Consider the following 24,190-nt stretch of genomic DNA (forward strand, 5'->3'; position numbering starts at 1 on the left):
GGCGTCATCACGCTCGTCCTCCAGCTCCGCGCGTTCCTTCTCCCAGGCCGCCTTTTCCTTGGCATGCTGCTTGACCAGCTCGGCCTTCTCCTGCCGCAGCCGCGCCAGTTCCTCTTCCGCCGATTCCTTCAGCGTCCCGCCTCCGCCGTCGCCTCCGGCCTGCCCTACCGCGAGCCGGTTCATCTGCACCCAGTTGTACAGCGTGTACTCGTTGATCCCAAGATCCCGTGCAACGTGCGCGACGGGCTTGCCAGTCTCCCTGACGATCCGCACCGCCCCGGCCCGGAACTCCGGATCAAAGCGACGCCTCGTGGTTCCAGCCACGACCAAACCTCTCCCGGTTCGGTCTCCACGTTACGAGGGGAAGCCCACCGTAGCCGAGCGTCCGGGGATCATCCCCGCGTGCGCGGGGAGCACAGGGCGTCCATCTGCGCCTGCTTGCGGGCAACGGGATCATCCCCGCGTGCGCGGGGAGCACCGCGAAGGAGACCCGCGGCAAGTTCGGCGGCGGGGATCATCCCCGCGTGCGCGGGGAGCACCTGACGTGCGGCAAGACGATCTCCGGGTTGCAGGGATCATCCCCGCGTGCGCGGGGAGCACAGAATTTCGGAATCTGTAACGAATCAGTCACGGGGATCATCCCCGCGTGCGCGGGGAGCACATGCGGATCTCCAGCCCGCGGCGGGCGAGCCGGGGATCATCCCCGCGTGCGCGGGGAGCACCCCGCAACCATCCCGCCGAGGGCGCCCTGAGCCGGATCATCCCCGCGTGCGCGGGGAGCACCAAACCCACGAGCCCGATCCGGAGACGACACCGGGATCATCCCCGCGTGCGCGGGGAGCACCCGGCCGTGGATCTCCTGACGCACGTCAACCCGGGATCATCCCCGCGTGCGCGGGGAGCACGTCGCCGGCGGCAGCGAACCCGCCAACTATGGGGGATCATCCCCGCGTGCGCGGGGAGCACGAGGGACCCTACGGACCGCAGTACGGCGCCCCGGGGATCATCCCCGCGTGCGCGGGGAGCACGATACCTCGCGCAGGCCCAGATCGGACAGCGCGGGATCATCCCCGCGTGCGCGGGGAGCACGGAGGACGTCAAGTGTGGTCCTTGAGGGTGCTGGGATCATCCCCGCGTGCGCGGGGAGCACCACCTCGGCGGCGGAGCGGATCTTCTTGGTGCGGGATCATCCCCGCGTGCGCGGAGAGCACTTGCCGGTCTCGCGGGCGTAGCGGGCGCCGAAGGGATCATCCCCGCGTGCGCGGGGAGCACTTCTGCAGCCACTCCCACGCGGCGTTGACCTGGGGATCATCCCCGCGTGCGCGGGGAGCACTTGCGGTTGGTGACGAGGACGTGGCCTCGGTAGGGATCATCCCCGCGTGCGCGGGGAGCACCCATGTCCAGCAAGGGCGTCGTCACCCCCGTGGGGATCATCCCCGCGTGCGCGGGGAGCACTGCGCTTTGGCCTTGATGCCGTTGATGAGGCCGGGATCATCCCCGCGTGCGCGGGGAGCACCGCAGTCTCCTGCGCACCGCCGGCTCCAACTCGGGATCATCCCCGCGTGCGCGGGGAGCACGCAGCCGGGTGCAAACGTCTTCGACGGTCATGGGGATCATCCCCGCGTGCGCGGGGAGCACGGCGCAAACCGCGTTTGCAGGCGACGGCGCCCGGGATCATCCCCGCGTGCGCGGGGAGCACTGGAGGACCTTACACGTGACGAAGCAACGCTCGGGATCATCCCCGCGTGCGCGGGGAGCACCGGGTGCCGGGGTGGACGAGCTTGGCGAAGCCGGGATCATCCCCGCGTGCGCGGGGAGCACGGAGAGGGCGCCCGGTTCGAGGTGGTCGACGGGGGATCATCCCCGCGTGCGCGGGGAGCACACGAGCGCGGCTGGATTGCACTTGTCGATGAGGGGATCATCCCCGCGTGCGCGGGGAGCACGGCCCACCGCCTGCTCGACGAGGCCGGCCCCAGGGATCATCCCCGCGTGCGCGGGGAGCACGCGCCGGGTTTTGGTCTTCATCGGCGCGCCTTGGGATCATCCCCGCGTGCGCGGGGAGCACCCCAAGTAGTCGCCGTGGGGGATGTCGCCGCCGGGATCATCCCCGCGTGCGCGGGGAGCACGCCCACCGTTCGGCGTCGCTGCCGCCGTAGGTGGGATCATCCCCGCGTGCGCGGGGAGCACTCACCCACGACCAGGCCTGCGCCGTCGTCGCCGGGATCATCCCCGCGTGCGCGGGGAGCACACCATGGGCGACCTCAAGACCGGCGACCAGGTGGGATCATCCCCGCGTGCGCGGGGAGCACCGGGACGGCCTGGACAAGCTGACCGGCAGCGTGGGATCATCCCCGCGTGCGCGGGGAGCACTTTCCACCCATGCACGCGATTTCGGCGTTAATGGGATCATCCCCGCGTGCGCGGGGAGCACACTGAGCGACCTGCAGGTTTAGTCTTCCGAGTCGCGACTCCTGAGCAGTTTCAACAACTCAGACATTTCGGACGCTGCAAATCTTCTCGCCTTCGTGCAGCTTCTACCCTCAACGGCACCATGACTTCTCCACTGTACGCCTCGCCATCACAGTCAGCAGTCCAGAGCCTTGTAGTTCTCCATGGGGGAGAACTCGTCGGTCAGATGACCATGCAAGACGCATCGCCAGCGCTGCAACGGAAAACGTTCGCTGGCTTGGTGGGTTGCCAGGTGTCGGCCTGTAGCACCCGCTGACAGTGGGCATCCTCACGTTCAGGCTTACCCGTGTTACTGTGCCCCCACAGTAGACGTCATATGAACGAGAGGACCGGACCCATGAAAAGCGACCCACCTTCCTTAGAGTGCGTTTCGGGAGTTGATGCCCGTTTCGCCGTTGGGGTTGGGATAGCTCGCCAGGTCAGAGGTTCGCTGTGGTGGCTATGGTCGCGGCTGGGTGAATAACCCGGGCTCGGTCTCGATGAGGATGCCGCGGCTGACCAGGCGTTTGAGTTTGGCGCGGAGGTTCTGGATGCCGTTGGGTGTCAGCGGCAGGTCCATGGCCAGGGCCAGATCGCGGGCGCGCAAAGACTCGCCGACCTCGCCGAAAATGGTGAGGATCTGCTGGTAGGCGGGGTGATCGGGGATCACGGGCGGTGGCTCGGCCGGAGCGGGATCTTCCTCGGCGAGGGACAAGAGGGTCTTGCGGCTGATCCGCAGATGCTCGACCTGCTCGCTGAGCTCGCCCACCAGCGCGGTCAGCGTGTCGATCTCCGCCTGGGTCTGGGTGATCTGGCAGGTCAAAGCCTGTTCACGAGCATCGAGCCGGTCCAGCAGCCAGGTTCCGGGGTCGGGCCGGCGAGCGTCGGGCGCGGTCATGTCCACCGCTCCGCCGGGTAGGTGCCGCGGGTCAGGCGGCGGGACATCACGTCCGTCATCGCCCAGTACACCCGCGATTCGGAACTGGCTGGATGGTGCTCGTAGTCGCGGACCAGGCGCCGGTGGAACATCAAGATGCCGTAGGTCTGCTCGACGACCCATCGTTTGGGCTGGGGGACGAACCCCTTGTCGGCGGGGTTACGTTCGATGATCTCCACGTCGATCCCCAGATCGGCGCCATGGGCGACGACGGCGTTCTTGAATCCCTGGTCGGCCAGCGCTTTGGTCACGCTGCTCTCGGTGGCGGTGGCGACCCGGTCCAGCAGGGCGATCCCGGCGGTGTTGTCGTGGGCGGAGGCGGCCAGCATGACCACGGCGACGACCAGGCCCAGCACGTCCACAGCCAAGCCTCTCTTACGGCCCGGCACCTTCTTGGCCGCATCCCGGCCGGTCGTGGCGGTGGGGACCCCGGCCCCGACGTGGAGGCTCTGGGTGTCCAGAACGACCAGGCTCGGGTCGGCTAATCGGCCCTTCTTCTCGCGCAGATGCCAGCGCAGCAGGTCGTGGATCGTCTTGTCGGTGCCGTCGTCACGCCACTTGCCGAAGTAGTAGTACGTCGCGCTCTTGGGCGGCAGGTCGTGCGGGAGAAAGTCCCATTGGACGCCGGTTCGCCCCTGGTAGCGGATGGCGTTGACGATCTCGCGGAGCTCGTAGTTGCCTTCGTGGCCGCTGACTGAGGGGTGCGCGGCCTTCCACGCTGTGAGCACGGGCTCGATCAACGCCCACTGCGCGTCGGTTAAGTCGCTCGGGTACGGCTTGCGCTCGGTCACGCGGCCATCCCAGCACATCCGGCTCGACCGGTCGGCGGTAACGCTACAAATCCACTCGATCACAGTGTGGCATCACAGGCATCGACTCGCAGAACGCCCTCTTAGACCCCCTCCTCTTCCTGCTCCTTCTGTTTGCTGCCGCAGCAGGCGGTCTGGTCACCGCATTTACCTCCATGTCGGGCACGCCTCCCCTTCAAGCTGTGATCGCTGGCGGGACCGCTTTTGGTGCCGCCTTCCTCTGGGCAAGGGCAGTGGTCAAGCCGCCCAACAACGGGTGATCCACGCAATCACCCCACCTTCCTCCCCCCGCCCAGGGCGCTGACCGCTATCGTCATCTATCGGCAGCTTTGCCGACCCTGCTCCCTGCGCATGCGGGGATGCCCCCGAGAGGATCGGACCATGAATGTGCTCCCCGCGCTCTGCGGGGATGAGATCCTCATGCCTCCGGGTGGAGGAAGATTCTCCTTTGGTGGAGGATCTTGCTCCCTCGGCGTACTTCCCATCCTCCCGTCCTGCGGCTCCAGCCACGTCGGTGGGGACGGTGCCATTAAATGACGTCCATGCTCGACGAGGAGTCGTCTCTTCATCACCTGGTGTATGAGCTGTCGGCCCCGGCGCGGACAGTCTGGGCCAAGCACGATCGGGCGACCGATGGCTGGTTGCCGCTGTGGCGGCACATGGCCGACAGCGGCGCCGTCGCCGAGTTGCTGTGGGACCGCTGGCTTCCTCGTCAAGTGCATCGGATCGTCGCCGAAGCCCTGCCGGAAGGCGAGACGGAAGCGCGTCGGCTGGCGATCTGGCTGGCGGCCACGCACGACATCGGCAAGGCCACGCCGGCGTTCGCCTGCCAGGTGGATTCCCTCGCCGAAGCCATGCGGGCGGCCGGGTTGCGCATGCCGGCTTACAAGCAGCTGCCTGACCGCAAGCTCGCGCCCCACAGTCTGGCCGGTCAGCTCCTGCTTCAGGAATGGCTTGCCGAACGGCATGGCTGGACGCGCCCGGCCACGGGCCAGTTCTGCGTCATCGCAGGTGGCCACCACGGGGTGCCGCCCACGTTCTTGGACATTCGTGGTGTCAACCTTCATCCCGAGCTGCTGCGGACCCCGAGCTGTGCCGCCTTGTGGAAGAGCGTCCAGTGGGAGCTCCTGGACCGCTGCGCGGACGCATGTGGTGTCACGAGCTGCCTGGCGGGCTGGTCCGAGGCGAAGCTCTCCCAACCGGCGCAGGTGCTGCTGACGGGGCTGGTCATCGTAGCGGATTGGATCGCCAGCAACTCAGACCTGTTCCCGTACTTCCCCGACGCCGAACACCGCGATAGCAAGGCTCGGGTGACAGCGGCATGGCGCGGGCTCAACCTGCCTGCGCCATGGCAGCCGGCCCCACCGGCGGTGGGTGCGCACGCGCTCTTCGCTTCCAGGTTCCAGCTGCCGCCGCAGGCCACCATCCACCCGGTCCAGGAACGCGCGATCGAGCTGGCGCGGAGGATGGCCGCTCCAGGGCTGATGATCATTGAGGCGCCCATGGGAGAGGGCAAGACCGAAGCGGCCCTCGCCGTCGCCGAGGTCTTCGCCGACCGCTCCGGAGCCGGAGGATGCTTCGTCGCCCTGCCCACCATGGCGACGAGCAATGCGATGTTCCCTCGCATGTTGAGGTGGCTGCCGCGCGTTCTGCCCGAGAAATCGGAGCATGAATCTTATTCAGTTCTTCTCGCGCATTCCAAGGCGGCGTTGAACGAAGACTATGCCGATCTGGTACGTGCCGGCCGAAGGGCAGTGCGCGGCGTCGACCTGGATGGCCACACAGACGAATGGCAGCCACGCGCCGATCGCCGAATTTCTTCCGCCGAGCTGATTGCGCACCAGTGGCTGCGGGGCAAGAAGAAGGCGATGCTGTCGTCATTCGTGGTCGGAACCGTCGACCAGTTGCTGTTCATGGGGCTGAAAAGCCGCCACCTGGCATTACGGCACCTGGCCTTGGCCGGCAAAGTCGTCGTCATCGACGAGGCGCACGCCTACGACACCTACATGAATTCCTATCTGGATCGAGTGTTGTCGTGGCTGGGCGCCTATCACGTGCCGGTCGTGGTGCTGTCGGCGACGCTTCCCGCCGGCCGTCGTCACAAACTCGCCGCGGCATACGCCGGGACGACAGCGGGTGAGTCAGCAGACACGGCGGCCTACCCTGTGATCACTGTTGTCGAGCCGGGCCGTACGCCCGTCCTGGAGGCGGTCGCCCCGTCGGCTCGCAGGGTCGAGGTACGGCTGGAGCGACTCGACGATGAGCTGTCCCATTTGGGCGATCGGCTCGTCGAAGAGCTGGCCGAAGGCGGTTGTGCCCTGGTGGTGCGCAACACCGTCGACCGCGTGCTGGAGACCGCGGCCTACCTCCGGCGACGATTCGGCCGCGAGCAGATCACCGTGGCGCACGCCCGCTTCGTCGACTTGGACCGCGCCGCCAAGGACGCGGACCTGCTCGACAGGTTCGGCCCGCCGGACAAGAGCGCGGGACGCCGCCCTGCCGACGCTCACATCGTGGTGGCCAGCCAGGTCGCCGAGCAGTCCTTGGACATCGACTTCGACCTGCTGGTGTCCGACCTGTGCCCGATAGACCTGCTTTTGCAGCGAATGGGCCGCCTGCACCGGCATGAGCGGGGCGAGGGGCAAAGCGATCGGCCGCGACGGCTGCGCGCGGCCCGCTGCCTGATAACCGGAGCCGACTGGAGCGCCACCCCCATCGAGCCGGTGCCCGGCTCGCGACACATCTACCGGCTGCATGCGCTGCTGCGTTCGGCCGCCGTGCTTGAGCCGTACCTCTCCGGCACTGCCTCGACCGGGCACACGGTGCGCCTGCCCGAAGACATCAGCCCTCTCGTCCAACAGGCCTACGGCCACGAGCCGGTCGGACCGGACACCTGGCAGGAAGCCATGGCCCAGGCCTGGGAAAGCCAGGAACTGCATCGGGAACGGCAACGCCAGAAGGCGTCGAGCTTCCAGCTCGGCCAGGTCGGCAGGGCCGGGAACCCCTTGATCGGCTGGCTGGAGGCCGGTGTCGGCGACGCCGAGGACACTCGCCGGGGGCGGGCCCAGGTCCGCGACAGCATGGAGTCGCTGGAAGTCCTGGTGGTGCAGCGCCGTACAGACGGAACGTTATGGACGCTGCCGTGGCTCGGCAAGGGCCGCGGCGGCTGGGAACTGCCGACCGATGCGCCGCCCGACCCCCGGTTGGCGCGCGTCGTGGTCTCCTGTGGCCTTCGGCTGCCCTTCCAGTTCTCCGTCCCCGAGACTCTCGACCGGGCGATCGGCGAGTTGGAAGCCCGGTGCGTCCCGGCCTGGCAGTCTCCCGACAGTCATTGGCTGGCGGGGGAGCTGATCCTCGCGCTGGACGAAGATGGCCGGACCCGGCTGGCGGGCTACGACTTGCACTACACCCGCACCGACGGCCTGGAGGTGACCCGTGCCGAGTGACGTCGGCCACCCGTCCTTCGACCTGACCACTCGCGGCTGGATGCCTGTGCAGCGCCATGACGGCGGCATCGCCGAGCTGTCCCTGCAAGAGGTCTTCCGCCAGGCGCCTGACCTGCGGCGGTTGGTGGGGGATGTGCCCACGCAGGAGTTCGCCTTGACGCGGCTGCTGCTGGCGATCCTGCACGACGCCGTCGACGGCCCCCAGGACATCGACCATTGGCGCGAGATGTGGAACGACGCTCTCCCCGTCGACCGCGTCGGCGCCTACCTCCATCAGCACCGCCACCGCTTCGACCTGCTCCACCCGGTCGAGCCCTTCTTCCAGACCGCGGGACTGCGCACCGCCACCGGCGAGGTCACCTCACTTGAGCGTCTCGTCGCCGACGTCCCCAACGGAGCGCCCTTCTTCACCATGCGCGCTCGCGGTGTCGAGCGGCTGAGCTTCGCCGAAGCCGCCCGCTGGGTGGTGCACGCCCAGGCCTTCGACACCTCCGGCATCAAAACCGGTGCCGTGGGCGATCCGCGTGTCAAAGGCGGCAAGGTCTACCCGCAAGGCGTCTCATGGGCGGGAAATCTCGGCGGGGTCCTGGTGGAAGGCGACGACCTGCGCGAGACCCTGCTGCTCAACCTGCTCGCCTTCGACACGGGGAACCTCCGCGTCGACCTCGGCCATGATCTCCCCGCCTGGCGCCGCCCGCCGCCGGGACCGCAGCAGGCAGACCAACGGGAGCTGGCCAAGCGGCCCGGCGGCGTACGCGACCTCTACACGTGGCAGTCCCGCCGCATCCGGCTGACCTTCGACGCCGAGGGCGTCACCGGTGTGATCCTCGCCTACGGTGACCCGCTCGCTCCGCACAACATGCACCAGCGCGAGCCGATGACGGGCTGGCGGCGCAGCCCGGCCCAGGAGAAGAAGCTCGGCATGCCCCAGGTCTACCTGCCGCGTGAGCACGACCCCAGCCGGAGCGCGTGGCGAGGACTGGGCGCGTTGGTCGCCGGACGGGCCGAAGGAGCCGAGCAACGCCAGGAGGCCGCCGCCATCGTCCAGCCCCGCATGCTGGAGTGGGTCGCCCGGCTCACCGTGGAAGGCGACCTGCCGGGTGACTTCCTGATCCGGGCACGGCTGATCGGCGTGGTGTACGGCACGCAGCAGTCGATCATCGACGAGATCATCGACGACGCGGTGGCCATGCCGGTGGTGCTGCTGCACAAGAGCGACACCGCGCTGGGGCAGGCTGCCGTCGACGCGGTCGCCGATGCCGAGAAAGCCGTCACCGTGCTGGGCGATCTGGCCGCCGACATCGCCCGCGCCGCCGGCGCCGCGACCGACCCGCCCCGAGCCAACGCGCGGACGGCCGGGTTCGCCGCACTCGATGGACCGTTCCGAGACTGGCTCGCACGCCTGCGGCCCGAAGCCTCCCCGCAGGACCAGAGAACGGCGTGGCAACGGCACGCTCATCGGATCATCCGGCGGATGGGTGACGAGCTGCTCGGGTCGGCCCCGCAGGCTGCATGGGTGGGCCGCATCGTCAAGACCGGCCAGGGCCGGGAGCTCTGGCTGTCCACGTCACAGGCCGGCTTGGTCTTCCGCGGCAGGTTGCGGGCGGCGCTTCCCCTCTCCGCCGCGGGTGACGCTCCGGCAGTCGACGACGCCACCGGTTCGATACGGCGAGAAGGTTCGATACGGCAAGAAGTGGAGACACGGTCATGACCCCCGCCCCTCCCACCGGTGAACGCTCCCCGGCGGAACTCGTGCGCGAGACCGCCGGCGACTTCATCGCCCCGCTCCAGAAGGACTACCTGAGGGACCGAAGCTGGGCCGTGGCATTGCTGGCCCGGCTTCGACGAGGCGCGGGGAAGCTGCCGCAGGACGTGCCCGACCTGTGGGGCATGACCGGCACCGACCGGCTCTACGACCGGCAGACTCTCCCGGAGGGCCCGGCGGTGCGAGCCGAGACCGCGCTGTTCCTGGCCGTCACGCTCTACGCGCTCCACCAGCAGTCCCACTCTCAGCGGGGCATGCACGAGGAAGGCGTCGAGCTCGGCGCTGCCGTACGCAGGCTGATGCCCCCCGGGACGATCGAGGAGCCGATCCGGCGCCGATTCGTCCGCGTGGGCACCGCCGGCACGCGGGACGCCCTGGCGCTTCGCCTCCGGGAAGTCGTCTCCCTGCTTCGCCGGGAGGCGGTTCCCCTGGACTACGCCCTGCTCGCCCAGCAGCTCTACCTGGCCCAATACCCGGACGGGCTCCGGCAGGTACGGCAGAGCTGGGGCCGTGGCTTCCACGCCTACCAACCCGACCGAACCGACGACACCGCCGCCCCCATGGCCACCCCCACCGACGAGGACAGCCGATGACACGCACCATCCTGGAACTCCACGCGCTGCAGACCGTTCCGCCCAGCTGCCTGAACCGCGACGACACCGGGACCCCCAAGACCGCCATGTACGGCGGGGTGCTGCGCGCCCGCGTCTCCAGCCAGGCGTGGAAGCGTGCCACCCGCCGCGCCTTCCACGACCTGCTGGACCCCACGGACCTCGGCGTGCGCACCCGCAAGGTGGCCGAACTCCTCGCCGAGCGCATCAAACGCCTCGACGGCACCATTGAGCAGGCACAAGCCTGGGCGCTGGCGGCGGAGACGATCCAGAACGCCACTGGATCCAAGATCGACATTCCCAAGCGCAGCGCGGCCAAGGACGGGCCGGAGCCGGCCCCGGAGTCGAAGTACCTGCTGTTCCTCAGCGCCCACCAGCTGGACGGCCTGGCCGAGCTCGCCGTCGAGGGACGCGATGACATCAAGACCTACTTCAAGGACAAGACCAACAAGGACCGGGCCAAACAGATCGCCAACAGCCGGCACTCGGTCGATATCGCGTTGTTCGGCCGCATGGTGGCCGACGGCGCCGACATCAACGTGGACGCCGCCGCGCAGGTCGCGCACGCCATCAGCGTTCACCGCGTGGAGAACGAGTCCGACTACTACACCGCCGTCGACGACTACAAGACGCGCGAGACCGACGACCTGGGCGCCGGCATGATCGGCACCGTGGAGTTCAACTCCGCCACTCTCTACCGGTACGCCGCCGTCGACGTGGATCTCCTCCGGAGGAACCTCGGCAAGGGACAGCGGGAGGACCAACCCGCCACCGAGCCGGTCCGCAGGGCCGTGGAGGCCTTCGTCCAGTGCTTCATCACCTCCCTGCCGACCGGCAAGATGAACACCTTCGCCAACCACACCCTGCCGGACGCGGTCCTGGTCAAGATCCGCTCGACCCGGCCGATCAACTTCGTCGGCGCCTTCGAGGAGCCCTGCCGGGCCGAACCGGAGATCGGCGGCTACATCCGGCAGGCCGCCGAACGGCTGGCCGCCTACATCCCCCAGGTCGAGCAGGCCTATGGATTGACCGATCAGGCGCCCTGCTGGCTGCTGCGCGTCGGCGAGAACACCCGGGCGCTGTCGGCACTGGGTCGTGAGATGCCGCTGGCGGCGTTGGTTGCGGCAGCCGGTGAGGAGATCACTCGGCGGCAGGACGGGGCATGAGCGTCCTGCTGATGCAACTCGCCGGCCCCCTGCAATCGTGGGGGTCCTCCTCACGCTTCGCCCGACGCTCCACCGAGGCCGCGCCCACCAAGAGCGGCGTCATCGGGCTGCTGGCGGCGGCTCTGGGACACCGCCGCTCCGACGACCTCGCCGATCTGGCGGCCTTGCGGTTCGGGGTCCGCGTCGACCAGCCAGGCGTGTTGCTGCGCGACTACCACACCGCGCAACGCTTCAGCGGGGAGTCCCTGCCCGTGTCGGAACGCTTCTACCTCGCCGACGCCGTGTTCGTGGCAGCGGTGGAAGGTGACACGGAGCTCATCGACCGCCTGCATCGGGCGCTGCGCGAGCCGGTCTTCCTCCCCTATCTCGGGCGCCGCTCCTGCCCCCCGGCACGACCGGTGGACCTGGGCGTACGGCACGAGCTGACACTGGAACAAGCCCTGGCGCGGGAGGAGTGGCGGGCCTCGCGGGTACACCAGCGGCGGCATCAGCACCGGCCCGAGCTCGACCTGGAGGTCATCCTGGAGGCGACGGCACAGGAGGGGCCCACGGACAGCGTCCGCGACCAGCCGATCAGCTTCGACCCACGCCACCGCCAGTACGCCCTGCGCGGCATCCGCCACACCCGGGTGACCGTTTCCAACCCCGCCGCGCGTCCCCGCCATGATCCGACCGCCCTCCTGGAGGGTGCCTGATGCACCTGACCCGCTTCCGCTTCAACACCGCCCGCATCGGCGCGCGCCGACTGCTGTCCTCACCACAGAGGTTGCACGCCGCGGTGATGTCGTCGTTCGCGGACCTGCCATCCGGCGCGGGCGACGGCCCCAGAGTCCTGTGGCGCATCGACGCCGACAGCCGCGCCGAGACCTACCTCTACCTCGTCAGCCCGGCCAAGCCCGACCTGACCCACCTGGTCGAGCAGGCCGGCTGGCCCCAGACCGGGCGCTGGGACACCTACGACTACACCCCCCTGCTGTCCTGCCTGGCCGCCGGGGACCGCTGGGCGTTCCGGCTCACCGCCAACCCCGTCCATACCGCCCGCCGTACCGACACGGAACCAACCAAGATCACCGCGCATGTCGGTGTGCGGCACCAGACGCGCTGGCTGCTGCAGCGGCAGGAACGCGCCGGGTTCAAGGTGGTGGAAAAGCCGCCCGAGCGACGCCTCGTCCCCGAAGGCGACGAGTACGAGCTGGTCGTCCACAACCGGCGCCAGCTCGTTTTCGGCAAAGCCGGGCACCGGCAGCGGGTCACCCTGCTGACCGTCACCTTCGACGGCCTGCTGGAGGTGACCGACCCCGACGCCTTCCGGCGCACCCTCACCCAGGGGCTCGGCAAAGCGAAGGCCTACGGGTGCGGTCTGATGACGCTGGCAGCGGCGTACTCATGACCACCGTCGGCCGGCGCGGCGCATCCTCACCGCGCGAACTCACCCGGACGGGAGACCGGCTCTCCTTCGTCTACCTGGAACGCTGCACGGTCCACCGCGAAGACAACGCCCTGACGGCCGAGGACGCCGAAGGCGTCATCCACATCCCGTCGGCCACCATCGGCACGCTGCTGCTCGGCCCCGGCACCCGGGTCACGCACCAGGCCATGGCCGTACTGGGAGACAGCGGGGCCGGCGTGGTGTGGGTGGGCGAACACGGGGTGCGGTTCTACGCGGGCGGCCGGTCCCTGAGCCGGTCCTCGGCCCTGGTCGAGGCGCAGGCGACCAAGTGGGCCAACCGGCGCGCCCGGCTGGAGGTCGCACGCGAGATGTACCGCATGCGCTTTCCGGGAGAGGATCCGTCGGGGTTCACCCGGCACGAACTGCTCGGCCGGGAAGGGCGGCGGGTCAAGGACTGCTACCGCCAACACGCCGCCCGGGTCGGCCTGAGCTGGAGTGGCCGCCAGTACCTTCCTGGAGACTTCTCCTTCGGAGATCCGGCCAACCAGGCGGTTACGGCCGCGGCCCAGTGCATGTACGGCATCGCCCAGACCGCTGTGGCCGCGTTGGGATGCGCACCGGGGCTGGGATTCATTCACTCCGGGCACGAACTCTCCTTTGTCCTGGATATCGCCGACCTGTACAAGACCGAGGTCGCCATCCCGATCGCCTTCGACGTAGCCGCGGAAAGCCCGGAGGACGTCGGCTCCAGGACACGTCGCGCGATCAGGGACCAGGTCAACAGGATGGGCCTGCTCAAGCGGTGCGTGGACGACATCAAGCATCTGCTGCTTCCCGAGCAGGCCGTGGGCGATCCCACCGAGGACGACGCCGACCGTGTCACGCTTCAGAGCGATCACGGGATCGAGCTGGAGGCGGGGCGGAACTACGCCGACGACTTCGCCTACCCCTACCCCGGCGATGACGAGGTGCCCTGGTGACCGTCATCGTGCTGACGCGCTGCCCTGTGGGCTCCGAGGGTTCCTCACGCGCTGGTTGATGGAGATCTCTCCGGGGGTCTTCATCGGCGACCCGTCGGCGCGCGTGCGGGAGGCGCTGTGGAAAGAGGTACGGCAGTACGCCGACACCGGGCGGGCACTGCTGGTGTACTCGACGAACAACGAGCAGGGATTCGCCTTCGAAACCCATGATCACCATTGGCATCCGGTCGACCATGACGGCCTGGTGTTGATCCGGCGGCCCAAGGAGAAGCCGGCGATCTCGGCGGAAGCGCCCCCGAGTGGCTGGAGCAAGGCGGCCAAGCGTCGTCGTTACCGGCAGCGCTGAGGGGTGGTGGTCGATGGCGCGATCATGGAGCACGGCGGACGTGTGCGGTGGTACGGCGTTGCCGTCAGGCGGTCGGTTGAGTGGCGAATGTCCGATTTTCAGGAAGTGCTTCAAATCTGCGTGCTGACTGTGTGAATGTGCAGGTCGCGCAGTGTGCTCCCCGCGCACGCGGGGATGGTCCCACGAGAGAAGAGATTTATTGAATTCCCGCTTGGTGCTCCCCGCGCACGCGGGGATGGTCCCCGCTCCAGAGGCTCGTCACGGCCATCCAGGCGGTGCTCCCCGCGCACGCGGGGATGGTCCCCAGACCAGCGGCCGCGGCGCCGCTGGATCGCAGTGCTCCCCGCGCACGCGGGGATGGTCCCGGCGGCTCGCCGGCGATCGGCTGCCACGGGGTGTGCTCCCCGCGCACGCGGGGATGGTCCCAGCATCCGCAGCACCACTCGGGACTCCCCCATGTGCTCCCCGCGCACGCGGGGATGGTCCCCTGCAGGAACGTCGGAATGAACGGCGCTATCTTGTGCTCCCCGCGCACGCGGGGATGGTCCCAGTGGGGCACGATATAGGTCACCTACCGTGCCGTGCTCCCCGCGCACGCGGGGATGGTCCCGGGACGTGCACGACGCCGCGAAAGCGCTCAAGGTGCTCCCCGCGCACGCGGGGATGGTCCCACCCCCGACCGGCGCGAGCGCACCCAGCCCGCGTGCTCCCCGCGCACGCGGGGATGGTCCCTGTCCCCACCTGTTCCCCAACCCCACAAAACCGTGCTCCCCGCGCACGCGGGGATGGTCCCAGCGAGGGCGAGGAGATCGTCGCGCGGACGGTGTGCTCCCCGCGCACGCGGGGATGGTCCCGCCGCCTGACACTCACCGTCGACCTGTCACCCGTGCTCCCCGCGCACGCGGGGATGGTCCCAGCCGCGAGACCAAGGTGACCTTCTACTCGCGGTGCTCCCCGCGCACGCGGGGATGGTCCCCACGGAGAGGCACCCGAAACGGCACGCTGGTTGTGCTCCCCGCGCACGCGGGGATGGTCCCGATGAATCAGCCAAAACACAATCCCCTTTGACGTGCTCCCCGCGCACGCGGGGATGGTCCCGGCGCCAGCTCGCCATGCTCGCCCAGCAGGCCGTGCTCCCCGCGCACGCGGGGATGGTCCCCCGATGACGTACCCGCGCCCGTACCCGCCCAGGTGCTCCCCGCGCACGCGGGGATGGTCCCGGCGGCAGGTCGATGTCCCGATGTGAGGCGTCGTGCTCCCCGCGCACGCGGGGATGGTCCCAGGGCGTTTTGGAATCGTCCTCCGGACGGGGAGTGCTCCCCGCGCACGCGGGGATGGTCCCAGCGAGGGCGAGGAGATCGTCGCGCGGACGGTGTGCTCCCCGCGCACGCGGGGATGGTCCCGGGTGGTCATGACCATGAAGACCGGCAACTTCGTGCTCCCCGCGCACGCGGGGATGGTCCCTTCCCTTCCGGGTTGCGGACGACCCGGGCCACGTGCTCCCCGCGCACGCGGGGATGGTCCCCTCATCGCCGCCGGCCTGTGCGCGTGGGTCCTGTGCTCCCCGCGCACGCGGGGATGGTCCCCCGGCGGTGGAGCGGCGGGGGATGCGGGCGGTGTGCTCCCCGCGCACGCGGGGATGGTCCCGGATTGCGCCCGCGTTGATAGCGGACAAACTAGTGCTCCCCGCGCACGCGGGGATGGTCCCGATCACGTCGGTGTCGCCGAGCCGTACCGTGAGTGCTCCCCGCGCACGCGGGGATGGTCCCTACGCGACGAGCCCGCACTGGAGGAGATCTTGGTGCTCCCCGCGCACGCGGGGATGGTCCCCATGGGCAGGGCCTGGATAGCGCCAGCGACGAGTGCTCCCCGCGCACGCGGGGATGGTCCCTGGACGTCACCCGCCGCTACTGGCCGCCCCTCGTGCTCCCCGCGCACGCGGGGATGGTCCCGCGACGACGAGCGGATCATGCATGGGGGTCCTGTGCTCCCCGCGCACGCGGGGATGGTCCCCCGGCCCTGTACGTGCAAATGGTCGGCCGTGTGTGCTCCCCGCGCACGCGGGGATGGTCCCTCCAGCCCGGCGAGGATCTGGTTGATGGCCTCGTGCTCCCCGCGCACGCGGGGATGGTCCCGCGCCTCACGCCAGCTTGGCGAGGCCCTCGGAGTGCTCCCCGCGCACGCGGGGATGGTCCCGACGCCGAATCCCAGATGCGGGCCATGGAATCGTGCTCCCCGCGCACGCGGGGATGGTCCCACGGCTGGGCGGCGAGCGTAGAACTTCTCCAGGTGCTCCCCGCGCACGCGGGGATGGTCCCCGCCACTGTCATAACGGCATTAAGTGAGACAGGTGCTCCCCGCGCACGCGGGGATGGTCCCTCCTGTCCCCGCCCGACATGCCGGACGTTGCTGTGCTCCCCGCGCACGCGGGGATGGTCCTTCACCGGCGACTTTAAAGAGCACAGATGCAGCGTGCTCCCCGCGCACGCGGGGATGGTCCCGGCCCTGGTCCATCGTGCACGAGGACCGGCACGTGCTCCCCGCGCACGCGGGGATGGTCCCCCAGGCAACGAAGGCACTCCGGGCAGCTTGTCGTGCTCCCCGCGCACGCGGGGATGGTCCCAACCAAAGGTTGGCGATGGCAGCCAGGAACATGTGCTCCCCGCGCACGCGGGGATGGTCCCGGGCCGGCCCCGGCGGGGCATGCTGGATCATCGTGCTCCCCGCGCACGCGGGGATGGTCCTTGTGGATGCGGCCGGTGATCCCGGGATAGGTGTGCTCCCCGCCGGGGTGGTAGCGGACCGGTCGTCGCTTGGGGTCGGTGCGGCGCCAGCGGTCTTCGCTGGCCTACCGGTATATGGTTCCCCCGGACACACGGTAAATCCGGGCGTAGTACGCGGCGGTCTGGTAGGGCGTCGACGAGGTCACGCCTCCATCATCCGACCAAAGATCCGGTGAACGCATCAGCCGTACAGCTTGTCAGGTACCACCGACAGAATCGGGCGATGTGGGAGGCCCCGACACCCAGCCGTGGTGCGGCGCCGGGGTCTATCCATCGCGGTGGGAGGACAGGGAGCCACGTCTCGGCTGTGGCCGCCGGCCAGCGTGTGCCGTCGCGAGCGGGGCTGGGCATCCCGTCCCTGAGCGTCCCCCCTCATTGGGAGTCCTGAGCCGAGGGTGGCGCAGGGTGGTGGTCAGCGGTGGGCGATCGCGATGAGAGTACCGACGTAGCCAGCGGTGGGCGCCGGCTCGTGCCAGGCGCGCACGTCGCGGAACCCGTGCGTACGGAGCATGTCGGCCCATGTCTCGGGCTCGTAGGCCCACCGGTACACCCAGGTCTGGGGGCCGGTGAATCCGCCGGCGTACATGCCCTGGACGCCGTAGCTGCCCGGCACGGCCTGGGCGTGGGAGAACACGAACCGTCCGCCCGGCGCGAGCCGGGCACGGACCCGCGGGAACAGCTGTTCGGGGTCGGTGAACCAGGCGGCGCCGAAGATGGAGTAGATGGCATCCCACCGCCGGTCGGTGGCGGTGAGGAACTCGGTGACGTCGGCCTGGAGGTAGGTCGCGCCGGGCAGGTGTCCCCACATCGCCCAGGCGTTGTCGACCTGCACCTGCGAGAGGTCGATGCCGGTCGCGTCGACGCCTTTGCTGGCGAGGGCGGCGACGGCGTTGCCGCGGCCGAAGCCGAGCTCCAGCGCGGTGGCGGGGTCGCCGAGCAGCTCGTCGCCGGGGCCGTGACCCTCGTACTGCGTCCAGCAGAAGGCCGTCTTGAGGGCTTCCTCGGGCGTCCGGGCGGGCATGCCGGCGGCGTAGTGGTCCCAGTAGGCGGCGTGGTCGGTGATGGCAGCGGGCATGAGTGGGGACCTTGGGACGCAATGGACAGGACTCGCGTCACGGTAGCGGCCCAGGACTGTTGATCACCGGCGAATCGCGGGGTGGGCATGGGAAAGGGCCGGGACTGCTAGGAGGTCCCGGCCCTTGGCCTGGTGGTGCTCAGCTGGTGATCAGTGGCACTCGGTGCCCGGCGCGCACGGCGTGCACTTCATGTAGTCGGCCTCCCACAGCGGCCAGTCGACCTGGAAGCCGTTGTTGTTGACGATCACCGCGGTGCGCTCGACCGACCCGTCGTACTTGAACTCGATCTCCGGCACGTGGTGCAGGAACCGGCCGAAGTGCCGCTGGCAGAACTCCGCGTAGTTGCGGGTGTCGAGGATGAAGGCGTGGACGGCGCGGTCGATGAGCGGGCCGCAGCCGATCTCGAGCTGCTGGCCCCACTTCTCCATCGCGGTGATGAGGTAGGCGATGGCCTGGCCGAAGCAGCGCTCGGCCATGACCCGGTCCCAGGGGTGGTCGCGGACGAGGAGCTGGATCTGCCGGTCCCAGACCTCCGAGGAGACGTAGGAGTGGGGGTCGCGCCACACGACGGGCTGACCGGTGGCCTGGTCGGTGCGCTGGTCGGGGATGGCCGCGGTAGAAGCGGTGGTGGGGGTTGTCACGAAGGACCTCCTGCTGGTGTTGGGGGCCGCGGGCAGGCGGATACTGCCCGCGGGTGGTGCAGGTGGTACGGCGAGAATCGCGACTCTCAAATAGGTAGTTACCTATTTGGAGTGTGGGTTAGGGTAGATACTTCGTCAATAGATAGTGATGTAATGAGCCGTAGAGGTGAGAGAGATATGGCGCGCTGGCACGACGTCGCCCAGGCACTCCGCGACGCGATCACCACGGGGCAGTACCCGCCCGGATCAAAGATCCCAAAGGAAGAAGAGCTCGAGGCCCAGTTCGGCGTCAGCCGTACCACGGTGCGCCGCGCCGTCGCGCAGCTCACCACCGAGGGCCTGCTCCTCCCGGTACGGCGCGGCGGCACGACCGTCCGCACCCAACCCGAACGCCAGACCCTCCCACTCGATACCCGCGCTTACCGGGACGAACTCGGCTACTACTTCTCCCAGACCGTCCAGCCCTGGCGCGCTCTCCAACCCCCTACCGTCACTGAGGGGCCGTGCCCGCCCGACGTCGCCCCCCTCCTCGGCCTGGCCGTCGGCGACCCGGTCGTCATCCGCGACCGCATCATGGGCAATCCCGCCACCGGCCGCGTCATGCAGCTAGCCACCTCCTACCTGCCCGGCGACCTCGCCGCCGGCACCGTCCTCGCCCAGCCCGGCACAGGCCCCGGCGGCATCTACGACCGTATGGAGAACGACCTTGGCTGGGGCACCCTGGACTGGGAAGGCGTCATCACAGCCAGGTCGGCCACAGCCGACGAGGCCCGCCTGCTCGACCTGGCGCCCGGCACGCCCGTGCTGTGCGTCACCCGCATGACCATCGCCACCGCCGGCGATGCGGAAGGCCGCGTCGTGGAGGCGAACATCACCCGCCGCGACGCCAGCCTGTTCGAGGTTCGCTACCCGATTACACGGGCCGAGTAGCTCCCGCCGACGGAGACGGCAGCCGCCTGTCGGGCCTCCACTCCTCCCGCCATCCACGCCGGTGGCGGTAGCCGTAGGCGAGCATGCGGATGGTTCCCCGCTACGGCTTGGCCAGCGGCACGGACGCGAATGGCTCCCACTCATACATCTGCCGGTCGCGGCCCAGCACGATGAGCTCCGCGCTGTCGATCTGAGCGGCTGCGGGGGCAGTCTCTACGCTGGCCAGCGCGGCGGCGACTGGTGCGGAGGGGCCCTCGGCGCTGCTGTAGGCGATGGTCACGTGGGGGGCGAATCCCTCCTCGGGCTCTGGGACGCTGGGCCATACCTCGGCGATGGCCTGCCGGATTGCTCTGCGTACAGCGGCTGGTGGCTCAGCCGGGGTTACTTCCCAACGGATCGCTTCCGGGGTGATGCCAGGGCGCTCGAACTTCAGTTCAAAGGCCAGGATATTGCCGAGTCGGCGGGACGCCGCCTCGACGATCGCGCGGGCGTCTTCCTCTGCTACCTCGTCGACGAATCCGAGGCCCTGCATAGTGAGGTGCAGCCATCGGTCGGGGACCAGGTCGAGGCCGGGGACCCCGGCCAGGCCTTCTCGGTAGGCCTGGGCAATCCGGTGTACGTCGGGCGCATTCTGGAAGGTGATATGCCAGGTGTAGAAGCGTCGTCCGCTCTTCCAGCCGGGTCGCCACCACCAGTGGTTTGCCATGTTCTGCTGTCTCATGATGTTGTCCTTAATCTGGTTCGTTACTGGGTCCTGGGTGAGGGCGCGTGGCATGGCCTCCAAGGTCCACGCTTCGATTTCCATTTGGAGCTTGCGGCCGCCGTGAGGCATTTCCCCACTTGGCAACGAGGAAGGCATCAGCAGCCAGAGCATCGCCAGGGCAAGCGGCGGCCGCGGCGTTGAGGCGGTCTGCGAGCTGCTGGAGGGTCCAGCCGTGCGCGTGGCGCCATGCTTCGCGTGGTCGCATCAGCCAGCGGGTACGCATCTCCGTGACGATCTTGGCGCCGCTGCACCCCATCGCCTGCATCTCCTCGCGTAGAGCCTCACGTTGTGCTGCACCAAAGCCCAGCTGTGCTCCCCGCGCACGCGGGGATGGTCCCACCGCCGACGCCTTCCACCAGTGCTCCCAGCGCATGGGGGAGTCCCCTGTGCTGTCGGGCGGGGTGGCGCTCACGTGCTCGATCGACCTTGTAGCGATGATGACGTCCCGAATCACGGCGTAGAAGGCCATGAGCGCCGGTTACGGCCCGCACTGCCTGCGGTGGCCAGCCACAGCATGACCAGGGGCGGGCGGGTGGGTGGGCAGCCGTCGAAGAACTGCTCAACCGTCGAAGAAGCGCCGATCGATGGAGTGTCAGCCCGCCAGCCGTACCCTCTCAGCCGTCCTCAAGGTCGACGTTCCGTTGACACCGCGGGCCCAGTTCAGCCACCCGGTGAGGAGCGCGCGGTCCATCCGCTGCGCCGAGGTCTTCCCGGCCCGCAGCACCCGGTAGGCGGTGCCCAGCGTCGACGCCTTCGTCACCTCCGGGAAGACCTGGCTGGCCTTCTGCACCAGGCGCAGGTAGCAGCTCAACGTCGCATCCGAAAGGCTCCCGGTGGAGCGGTGGATCTCTTTGGCCCACTGGGCGGGCGTGAGGCGGGTGCGGGCCGTACCACGGGTGCAGACGGAGGCGGCGCCCGGCGGGGTGACCGTGACCGTCACCGTGACGGTGATCGTGGGCAGCGGCACAGGGGTGGGCGCGGGGGAGTCGGCGGAAGGCGTCGGGGTGGGGCCGCTCGGGGCCGAGGACGGCGGCGCGCCGGTGAGGGCGGCGTAGACGTCCAGGCGGGGAGTACGGCTCTCGCCGCCCGAAACCGGGTACGCGATCGGCCGCCCCGAGGCGGTGAGCCGGTCGACGAGCGCCGAGACGGGCTGGTCGGGGGAGCGCGCCTTCAGTACGGCCAGCGCCCCGGCGACGTGCGGAGCGGCCATGGAGGTGCCGCTGAGCACGTCGGTGGCGTTGTCGGGGACGGCCGAGGTGATGTCGACGCCGGGCGCGAGCAGGTCCAGGAGCGGGCCGTGGTTGGAGAAGGGGGCCAGGCCGTCGGCGGAGTCCGACGCGCCCACGGCGACCGCCGAGGAGACGCACGCGGGGAACGAGGCGCCCTCGAACGACTCGTTGCCCGCGGCCACGACCGTGGCGGTCCCCCGGGCCAGCAACGCGTCGATCTTGGGTTTGAAGACCGCGTCGTCGCAGGAGGTCTCGTACGGCATGCCGCCCAGGCTGAGGTTGACCGCGGCGATCGGCAGCGAGGAGGCGGCCACGTAGTCCAGCGCCAGCCGGATGGAGGACTCGAAGGCCATCACGCACGGCGCCTCGCCCCCGCAGTCCTCGGGCGACTCGATGCGGCTGAAGACCTGGACGGCAAGCAGTTGCGCGCCGGGCGCGACGGCGGTGGCGATGCCCGCCACGTGGCTGCCGTGGAAGCACAGTTCGGCGCACGCCTCGGCGGCGCCCGCCCCGAGCTGGGTCGAGGCGCCGTTGGGGCACAGGGACTGGACGCCCTCGTCGACGGCGGAGAAGCACGCCTCGTCGGCGATGCGGCCCGCGAAGGCCGGGTGGTCGCGGTCGATGCCGGTGTCCAGGACGGCGATCGCCTGCCCGGCGCCGGTCGCGCCCGCCGCGTGGGCCTGGTCGGCGCCGACGAGGCTCAGGTTGGACGAGGCCACGGCGGCGGGCGGGTAGGCGCGGTCCCGGTGGATGGCGACCACCCTGGGGTCCTCGGCCAGCGAGGCCAGCTCCTCGCCGGTGCCCTCCACGACGATGAACGGCTGGGCCGCCGGGTTCAGCACGACCTCGGCGTCCTCGTCGGCCGCCTTGAGCGCCACCGCGCCGGAGTCCACGGGCGAGGTGACCTCGACGATCACGCGAGTGGGCCCGGTGATGCCCGCCTCCAGCTTGTCCGCGACCGGATCGTCGGCCCACGCCGGTGCGGCGGTCACCAGAGCCGGTAACAGGGCGAGCAGCAGGGCGGGGACGATCGCGCGTCGCAGGAGCACGATCCCGGAGTGTAGAGAAATATGTGGATCTCGCCCAGTGCCCGTGTACTCCGGGACGAGGGGGCACTGGGCGAGAGACCTCCTAGTTCAGGCCCTTGTGGATGGCCGTGATGAGCTCGCCGTTCGCCGTGTCGCCGCTGGTCTCCCAGAAGAACGCCCCGGCCAGGCCCTGCTTGAGCGCGTAGGACATCTTCCCGGCGACGGTGCCCGGCGTGTCATAGCTCCACCACTGCCCGCCGCAGAAGGCGTAGGCCGTGCCGCCCACGGTCCCGGTGGCCGGGCACTTGGTCTTGAGCACCTTGTAGTCCTCGATGCCCGCCTCGTAGGTGCCGGGCGCCGGGCCGGTGGCCTTGCCGCCGGGCGCGGCCTGGGTCACGCCGGTCCAGCCGCGGCCGTAGAAGCCGATGCCGAGCAGCAGCTTGCCCGACGGGATGCCGAGGCCCTTGAGCTTCTGGATCGCCTTGTCGCCGTAGAAACCGGGGGTGGGGATGCCGTCGTAGGAGTGCAGCGGCGCGTTCGGCGCGGTGGGGCCCTCCTTGGCCCAGGCGCCGAAGTAGTCGTAGGTCATCGGCATGTAGAAGTCGACGTACTGCGCGGCCCCGGCGTAGTCGGCGGCGTCGATCTTGCCGCCGTCGGTGCCGTCGGCGGTGATGGCGGCGGTGACGAGGGCCTTGTCGCCGAACTCGGCGCGCAGCGCGGCCATGAGGTTCCTGAAGGCCGCCCGCCCGCTGGTGTCACAGGTCAGCCCGCAGGCGTTGGGGTACTCCCAGTCGATGTCGATGCCGTCGAACACGTCGGCCCACCGCTTGTCCTCGACCACGGCGTGGCAGGACTTGGCGAAGGCGGCGGGGTTCTTGGCCGCCTCGGTGAAGCCGCCGGAGTAGGTCCAGCCGCCGAAGGAGAAGATGACCTTCAGGTGCGGGTACATGGCCTTCAGCCGCCGCAACTGGCCGAAGTTGCCGCGCAGGGCGCCGTCGTCCCAGGTGTCGGCCTTGCCGTCGACGCTGTCGGCCGCCGAGTAGGCCTTGTCGTAGTCGGCGTAGGTGTCCGACAGCACGCACTTGCCGCCGGTGACGTTGCCGAAGGCGTACAGGATGTGGGTCAGCTTGGCCGCGCTGCCGCTCGTGTGGAGGTTCTTGACGTGGTAGTTGCGGCCGTAGATTCCCCAGTTGGTGAAGTAGCCGACGACCTTCTTGCCGCCCGGGTTGGAGGTGGGCGTCACGGTCGGCGTGGGCGTGGGGGACGAGGTCGGCTTCCCGGTCGGTGTCGCCGTAGGTGTCGCCGTGGGCCTGGCCGTAGGTGTCGCCGTGGGCCTGGACGTGGGCCTGGACGTCGAAGTGGCCGTGGGGCTCGGCGAGGGCGAGGGCGTGGCGTCGCCGCCCGCGCAGGGGTTGCCGTTGAGCTTGCAGTTCAGCGCCTTGACGGTCCCGCCGGGCGCGCCGACCAGCCCGAAGCTCGTGCTGGCCCCGGCGGCCAGCGCCGAGTTCCACGACTTGCCGGTGAAGGTGTAGTGGTTGCCGCTCCTGGTCATCTCGGCGTCCCACACCGAGCTGACGGTCGTCCCGGAGGGCAGGTCGAACTCCACCTTCCAGCCGGACAGCGCGCTCGATCCGGCCTTGACGGTGACACCGGCCTGGAAGCCGGAGCCCCAGTCGGAGGTGACGGCGAACGTGGCGGTGGCGGGGGTGGCCGCGGTGGCCGTGCCGTACCCCGCGAGCAGGGCGGCGGCGGCGACGAGCGAGCCGAGGGTGAGTCTTCTCAAAGGGGTGCTCCAGAGAAACGGGGGAAGAGCCGTACTGGTAACAAACTTTGTTATTTAGT

General features: G+C 69.5%; 16 protein-coding genes, 1 pseudogene and 2 CRISPR repeat arrays. Of the genes and pseudogenes, 9 read left to right on the plus strand and 8 right to left on the minus strand.

Annotated elements, in window-relative coordinates; genetic code table 11:
- The 3 genes from BSB02_RS17015 to BSB02_RS17025 all read right to left on the minus strand — a co-directional run.
- Nucleotides 1–324, minus strand: a 324-nt coding sequence (locus BSB02_RS17015; RefSeq protein ID WP_143590795.1) for a transposase, incomplete at its 3' end; no start/stop codon positions are given.
- A gap of 64 nt (nucleotides 325–388) precedes the next feature.
- Nucleotides 389–2,431: direct repeats of the CRISPR family, unit length 29 nt; unit sequence GGGATCATCCCCGCGTGCGCGGGGAGCAC.
- 477 nt (nucleotides 2,432–2,908) lie between these two features.
- The gene (locus BSB02_RS17020) at nucleotides 2,909–3,346 is read right to left on the minus strand and encodes a hypothetical protein (protein WP_084959968.1); all 438 of its coding nucleotides are present in this window, start codon (nucleotides 3,344–3,346) and stop codon (nucleotides 2,909–2,911) included.
- On the minus strand, nucleotides 3,343–4,176 hold the full coding sequence (locus BSB02_RS17025; RefSeq protein WP_084959969.1) for an IS5 family transposase: 834 nt from the start codon (nucleotides 4,174–4,176) through the stop codon (nucleotides 3,343–3,345). The genes BSB02_RS17020 and BSB02_RS17025 overlap by 4 nt, the downstream gene beginning before the upstream one ends.
- A 560-nt stretch (nucleotides 4,177–4,736) precedes the next feature.
- On the opposite strand from BSB02_RS17025, the gene BSB02_RS17030 reads away from it, so the two are divergent.
- The 8 genes and pseudogenes from BSB02_RS17030 to cas2e all read left to right on the plus strand — a co-directional run bounded on the left by BSB02_RS17030 (nucleotide 4,737) and on the right by cas2e (nucleotide 13,898).
- Nucleotides 4,737–7,640, plus strand: a complete 2,904-nt coding sequence (locus BSB02_RS17030) for a CRISPR-associated helicase/endonuclease Cas3 (RefSeq protein WP_084960254.1) — start codon at nucleotides 4,737–4,739, stop codon at nucleotides 7,638–7,640.
- Nucleotides 7,630–9,351, plus strand: coding sequence for a type I-E CRISPR-associated protein Cse1/CasA (gene casA / locus BSB02_RS17035; RefSeq protein WP_143590797.1), 1,722 nt, complete (start codon nucleotides 7,630–7,632; stop codon nucleotides 9,349–9,351). The genes BSB02_RS17030 and casA overlap by 11 nt, the downstream gene beginning before the upstream one ends.
- A complete protein-coding gene (gene casB / locus BSB02_RS17040; RefSeq protein ID WP_084959970.1) occupies nucleotides 9,348–9,998 on the plus strand; it encodes a type I-E CRISPR-associated protein Cse2/CasB in 651 nt (216 codons plus the stop codon). Before casA ends, casB begins: the two co-directional genes overlap by 4 nt.
- Nucleotides 9,995–11,182, plus strand: a complete 1,188-nt coding sequence (gene cas7e / locus BSB02_RS17045; protein ID WP_084959971.1) for a type I-E CRISPR-associated protein Cas7/Cse4/CasC — start codon at nucleotides 9,995–9,997, stop codon at nucleotides 11,180–11,182. The genes casB and cas7e overlap by 4 nt, the downstream gene beginning before the upstream one ends.
- Nucleotides 11,179–11,877 carry a type I-E CRISPR-associated protein Cas5/CasD gene (cas5e, locus tag BSB02_RS17050; RefSeq protein ID WP_084959972.1) on the plus strand — a complete coding sequence of 233 codons (699 nt, stop codon included), beginning with the start codon at nucleotides 11,179–11,181 and terminating at the stop codon, nucleotides 11,875–11,877. The genes cas7e and cas5e overlap by 4 nt, the downstream gene beginning before the upstream one ends.
- A complete protein-coding gene (gene cas6e / locus BSB02_RS17055) occupies nucleotides 11,877–12,572 on the plus strand; it encodes a type I-E CRISPR-associated protein Cas6/Cse3/CasE (protein ID WP_084959973.1) in 696 nt (231 codons plus the stop codon). The genes cas5e and cas6e overlap by 1 nt, the downstream gene beginning before the upstream one ends.
- A complete protein-coding gene (cas1e, locus tag BSB02_RS17060; protein ID WP_084959974.1) occupies nucleotides 12,569–13,552 on the plus strand; it encodes a type I-E CRISPR-associated endonuclease Cas1e in 984 nt (327 codons plus the stop codon). Before cas6e ends, cas1e begins: the two co-directional genes overlap by 4 nt.
- Nucleotides 13,549–13,898: pseudogene (cas2e, locus tag BSB02_RS17065) on the plus strand (type I-E CRISPR-associated endoribonuclease Cas2e). Before cas1e ends, cas2e begins: the two are co-directional and overlap by 4 nt.
- A gap of 153 nt (nucleotides 13,899–14,051) precedes the next feature.
- A CRISPR array of direct repeats spans nucleotides 14,052–16,643; the repeat unit is 29 nt; unit sequence GTGCTCCCCGCGCACGCGGGGATGGTCCC.
- A 450-nt stretch (nucleotides 16,644–17,093) separates the two neighbouring features.
- Here cas2e and BSB02_RS17070 read toward each other — a convergent pair.
- Nucleotides 17,094–17,756, minus strand: a complete 663-nt coding sequence (locus BSB02_RS17070) for a class I SAM-dependent methyltransferase (RefSeq protein WP_084959975.1) — start codon at nucleotides 17,754–17,756, stop codon at nucleotides 17,094–17,096.
- A 150-nt stretch (nucleotides 17,757–17,906) separates the two neighbouring features.
- A complete protein-coding gene (locus tag BSB02_RS17075; protein ID WP_240506471.1) occupies nucleotides 17,907–18,398 on the minus strand; it encodes a glycine-rich domain-containing protein in 492 nt (163 codons plus the stop codon).
- A 177-nt stretch (nucleotides 18,399–18,575) separates the two neighbouring features.
- Between BSB02_RS17075 and BSB02_RS17080 the strand changes: the two genes are divergently transcribed.
- Nucleotides 18,576–19,328: a GntR family transcriptional regulator gene (locus BSB02_RS17080; protein ID WP_158088658.1), complete on the plus strand. Its 753-nt coding sequence runs from the start codon at nucleotides 18,576–18,578 to the stop codon at nucleotides 19,326–19,328.
- A 100-nt stretch (nucleotides 19,329–19,428) separates the two neighbouring features.
- Here BSB02_RS17080 and BSB02_RS17085 read toward each other — a convergent pair whose 3' ends face one another.
- The 3 genes from BSB02_RS17085 to BSB02_RS17095 all read right to left on the minus strand — a co-directional run bounded on the left by BSB02_RS17085 (nucleotide 19,429) and on the right by BSB02_RS17095 (nucleotide 24,131).
- On the minus strand, nucleotides 19,429–20,202 hold the full coding sequence (locus BSB02_RS17085) for a 2'-5' RNA ligase family protein (protein ID WP_206184752.1): 774 nt from the start codon (nucleotides 20,200–20,202) through the stop codon (nucleotides 19,429–19,431).
- 481 nt (nucleotides 20,203–20,683) lie between these two features.
- Nucleotides 20,684–22,369 carry a S8 family peptidase gene (locus BSB02_RS17090; RefSeq protein ID WP_084959977.1) on the minus strand — a complete coding sequence of 562 codons (1,686 nt, stop codon included), beginning with the start codon at nucleotides 22,367–22,369 and terminating at the stop codon, nucleotides 20,684–20,686.
- An 82-nt stretch (nucleotides 22,370–22,451) separates the two neighbouring features.
- On the minus strand, nucleotides 22,452–24,131 hold the full coding sequence (locus tag BSB02_RS17095) for a glycosyl hydrolase family 18 protein (RefSeq protein ID WP_084959978.1): 1,680 nt from the start codon (nucleotides 24,129–24,131) through the stop codon (nucleotides 22,452–22,454).
- Nucleotides 24,132–24,190 lie beyond the last annotated feature (59 nt).

It is taken from the genome of Thermoactinospora rubra (assembly GCF_002093975.1).
GTDB lineage: Bacteria > Actinomycetota > Actinomycetes > Streptosporangiales > Streptosporangiaceae > Nonomuraea > Nonomuraea rubra_A.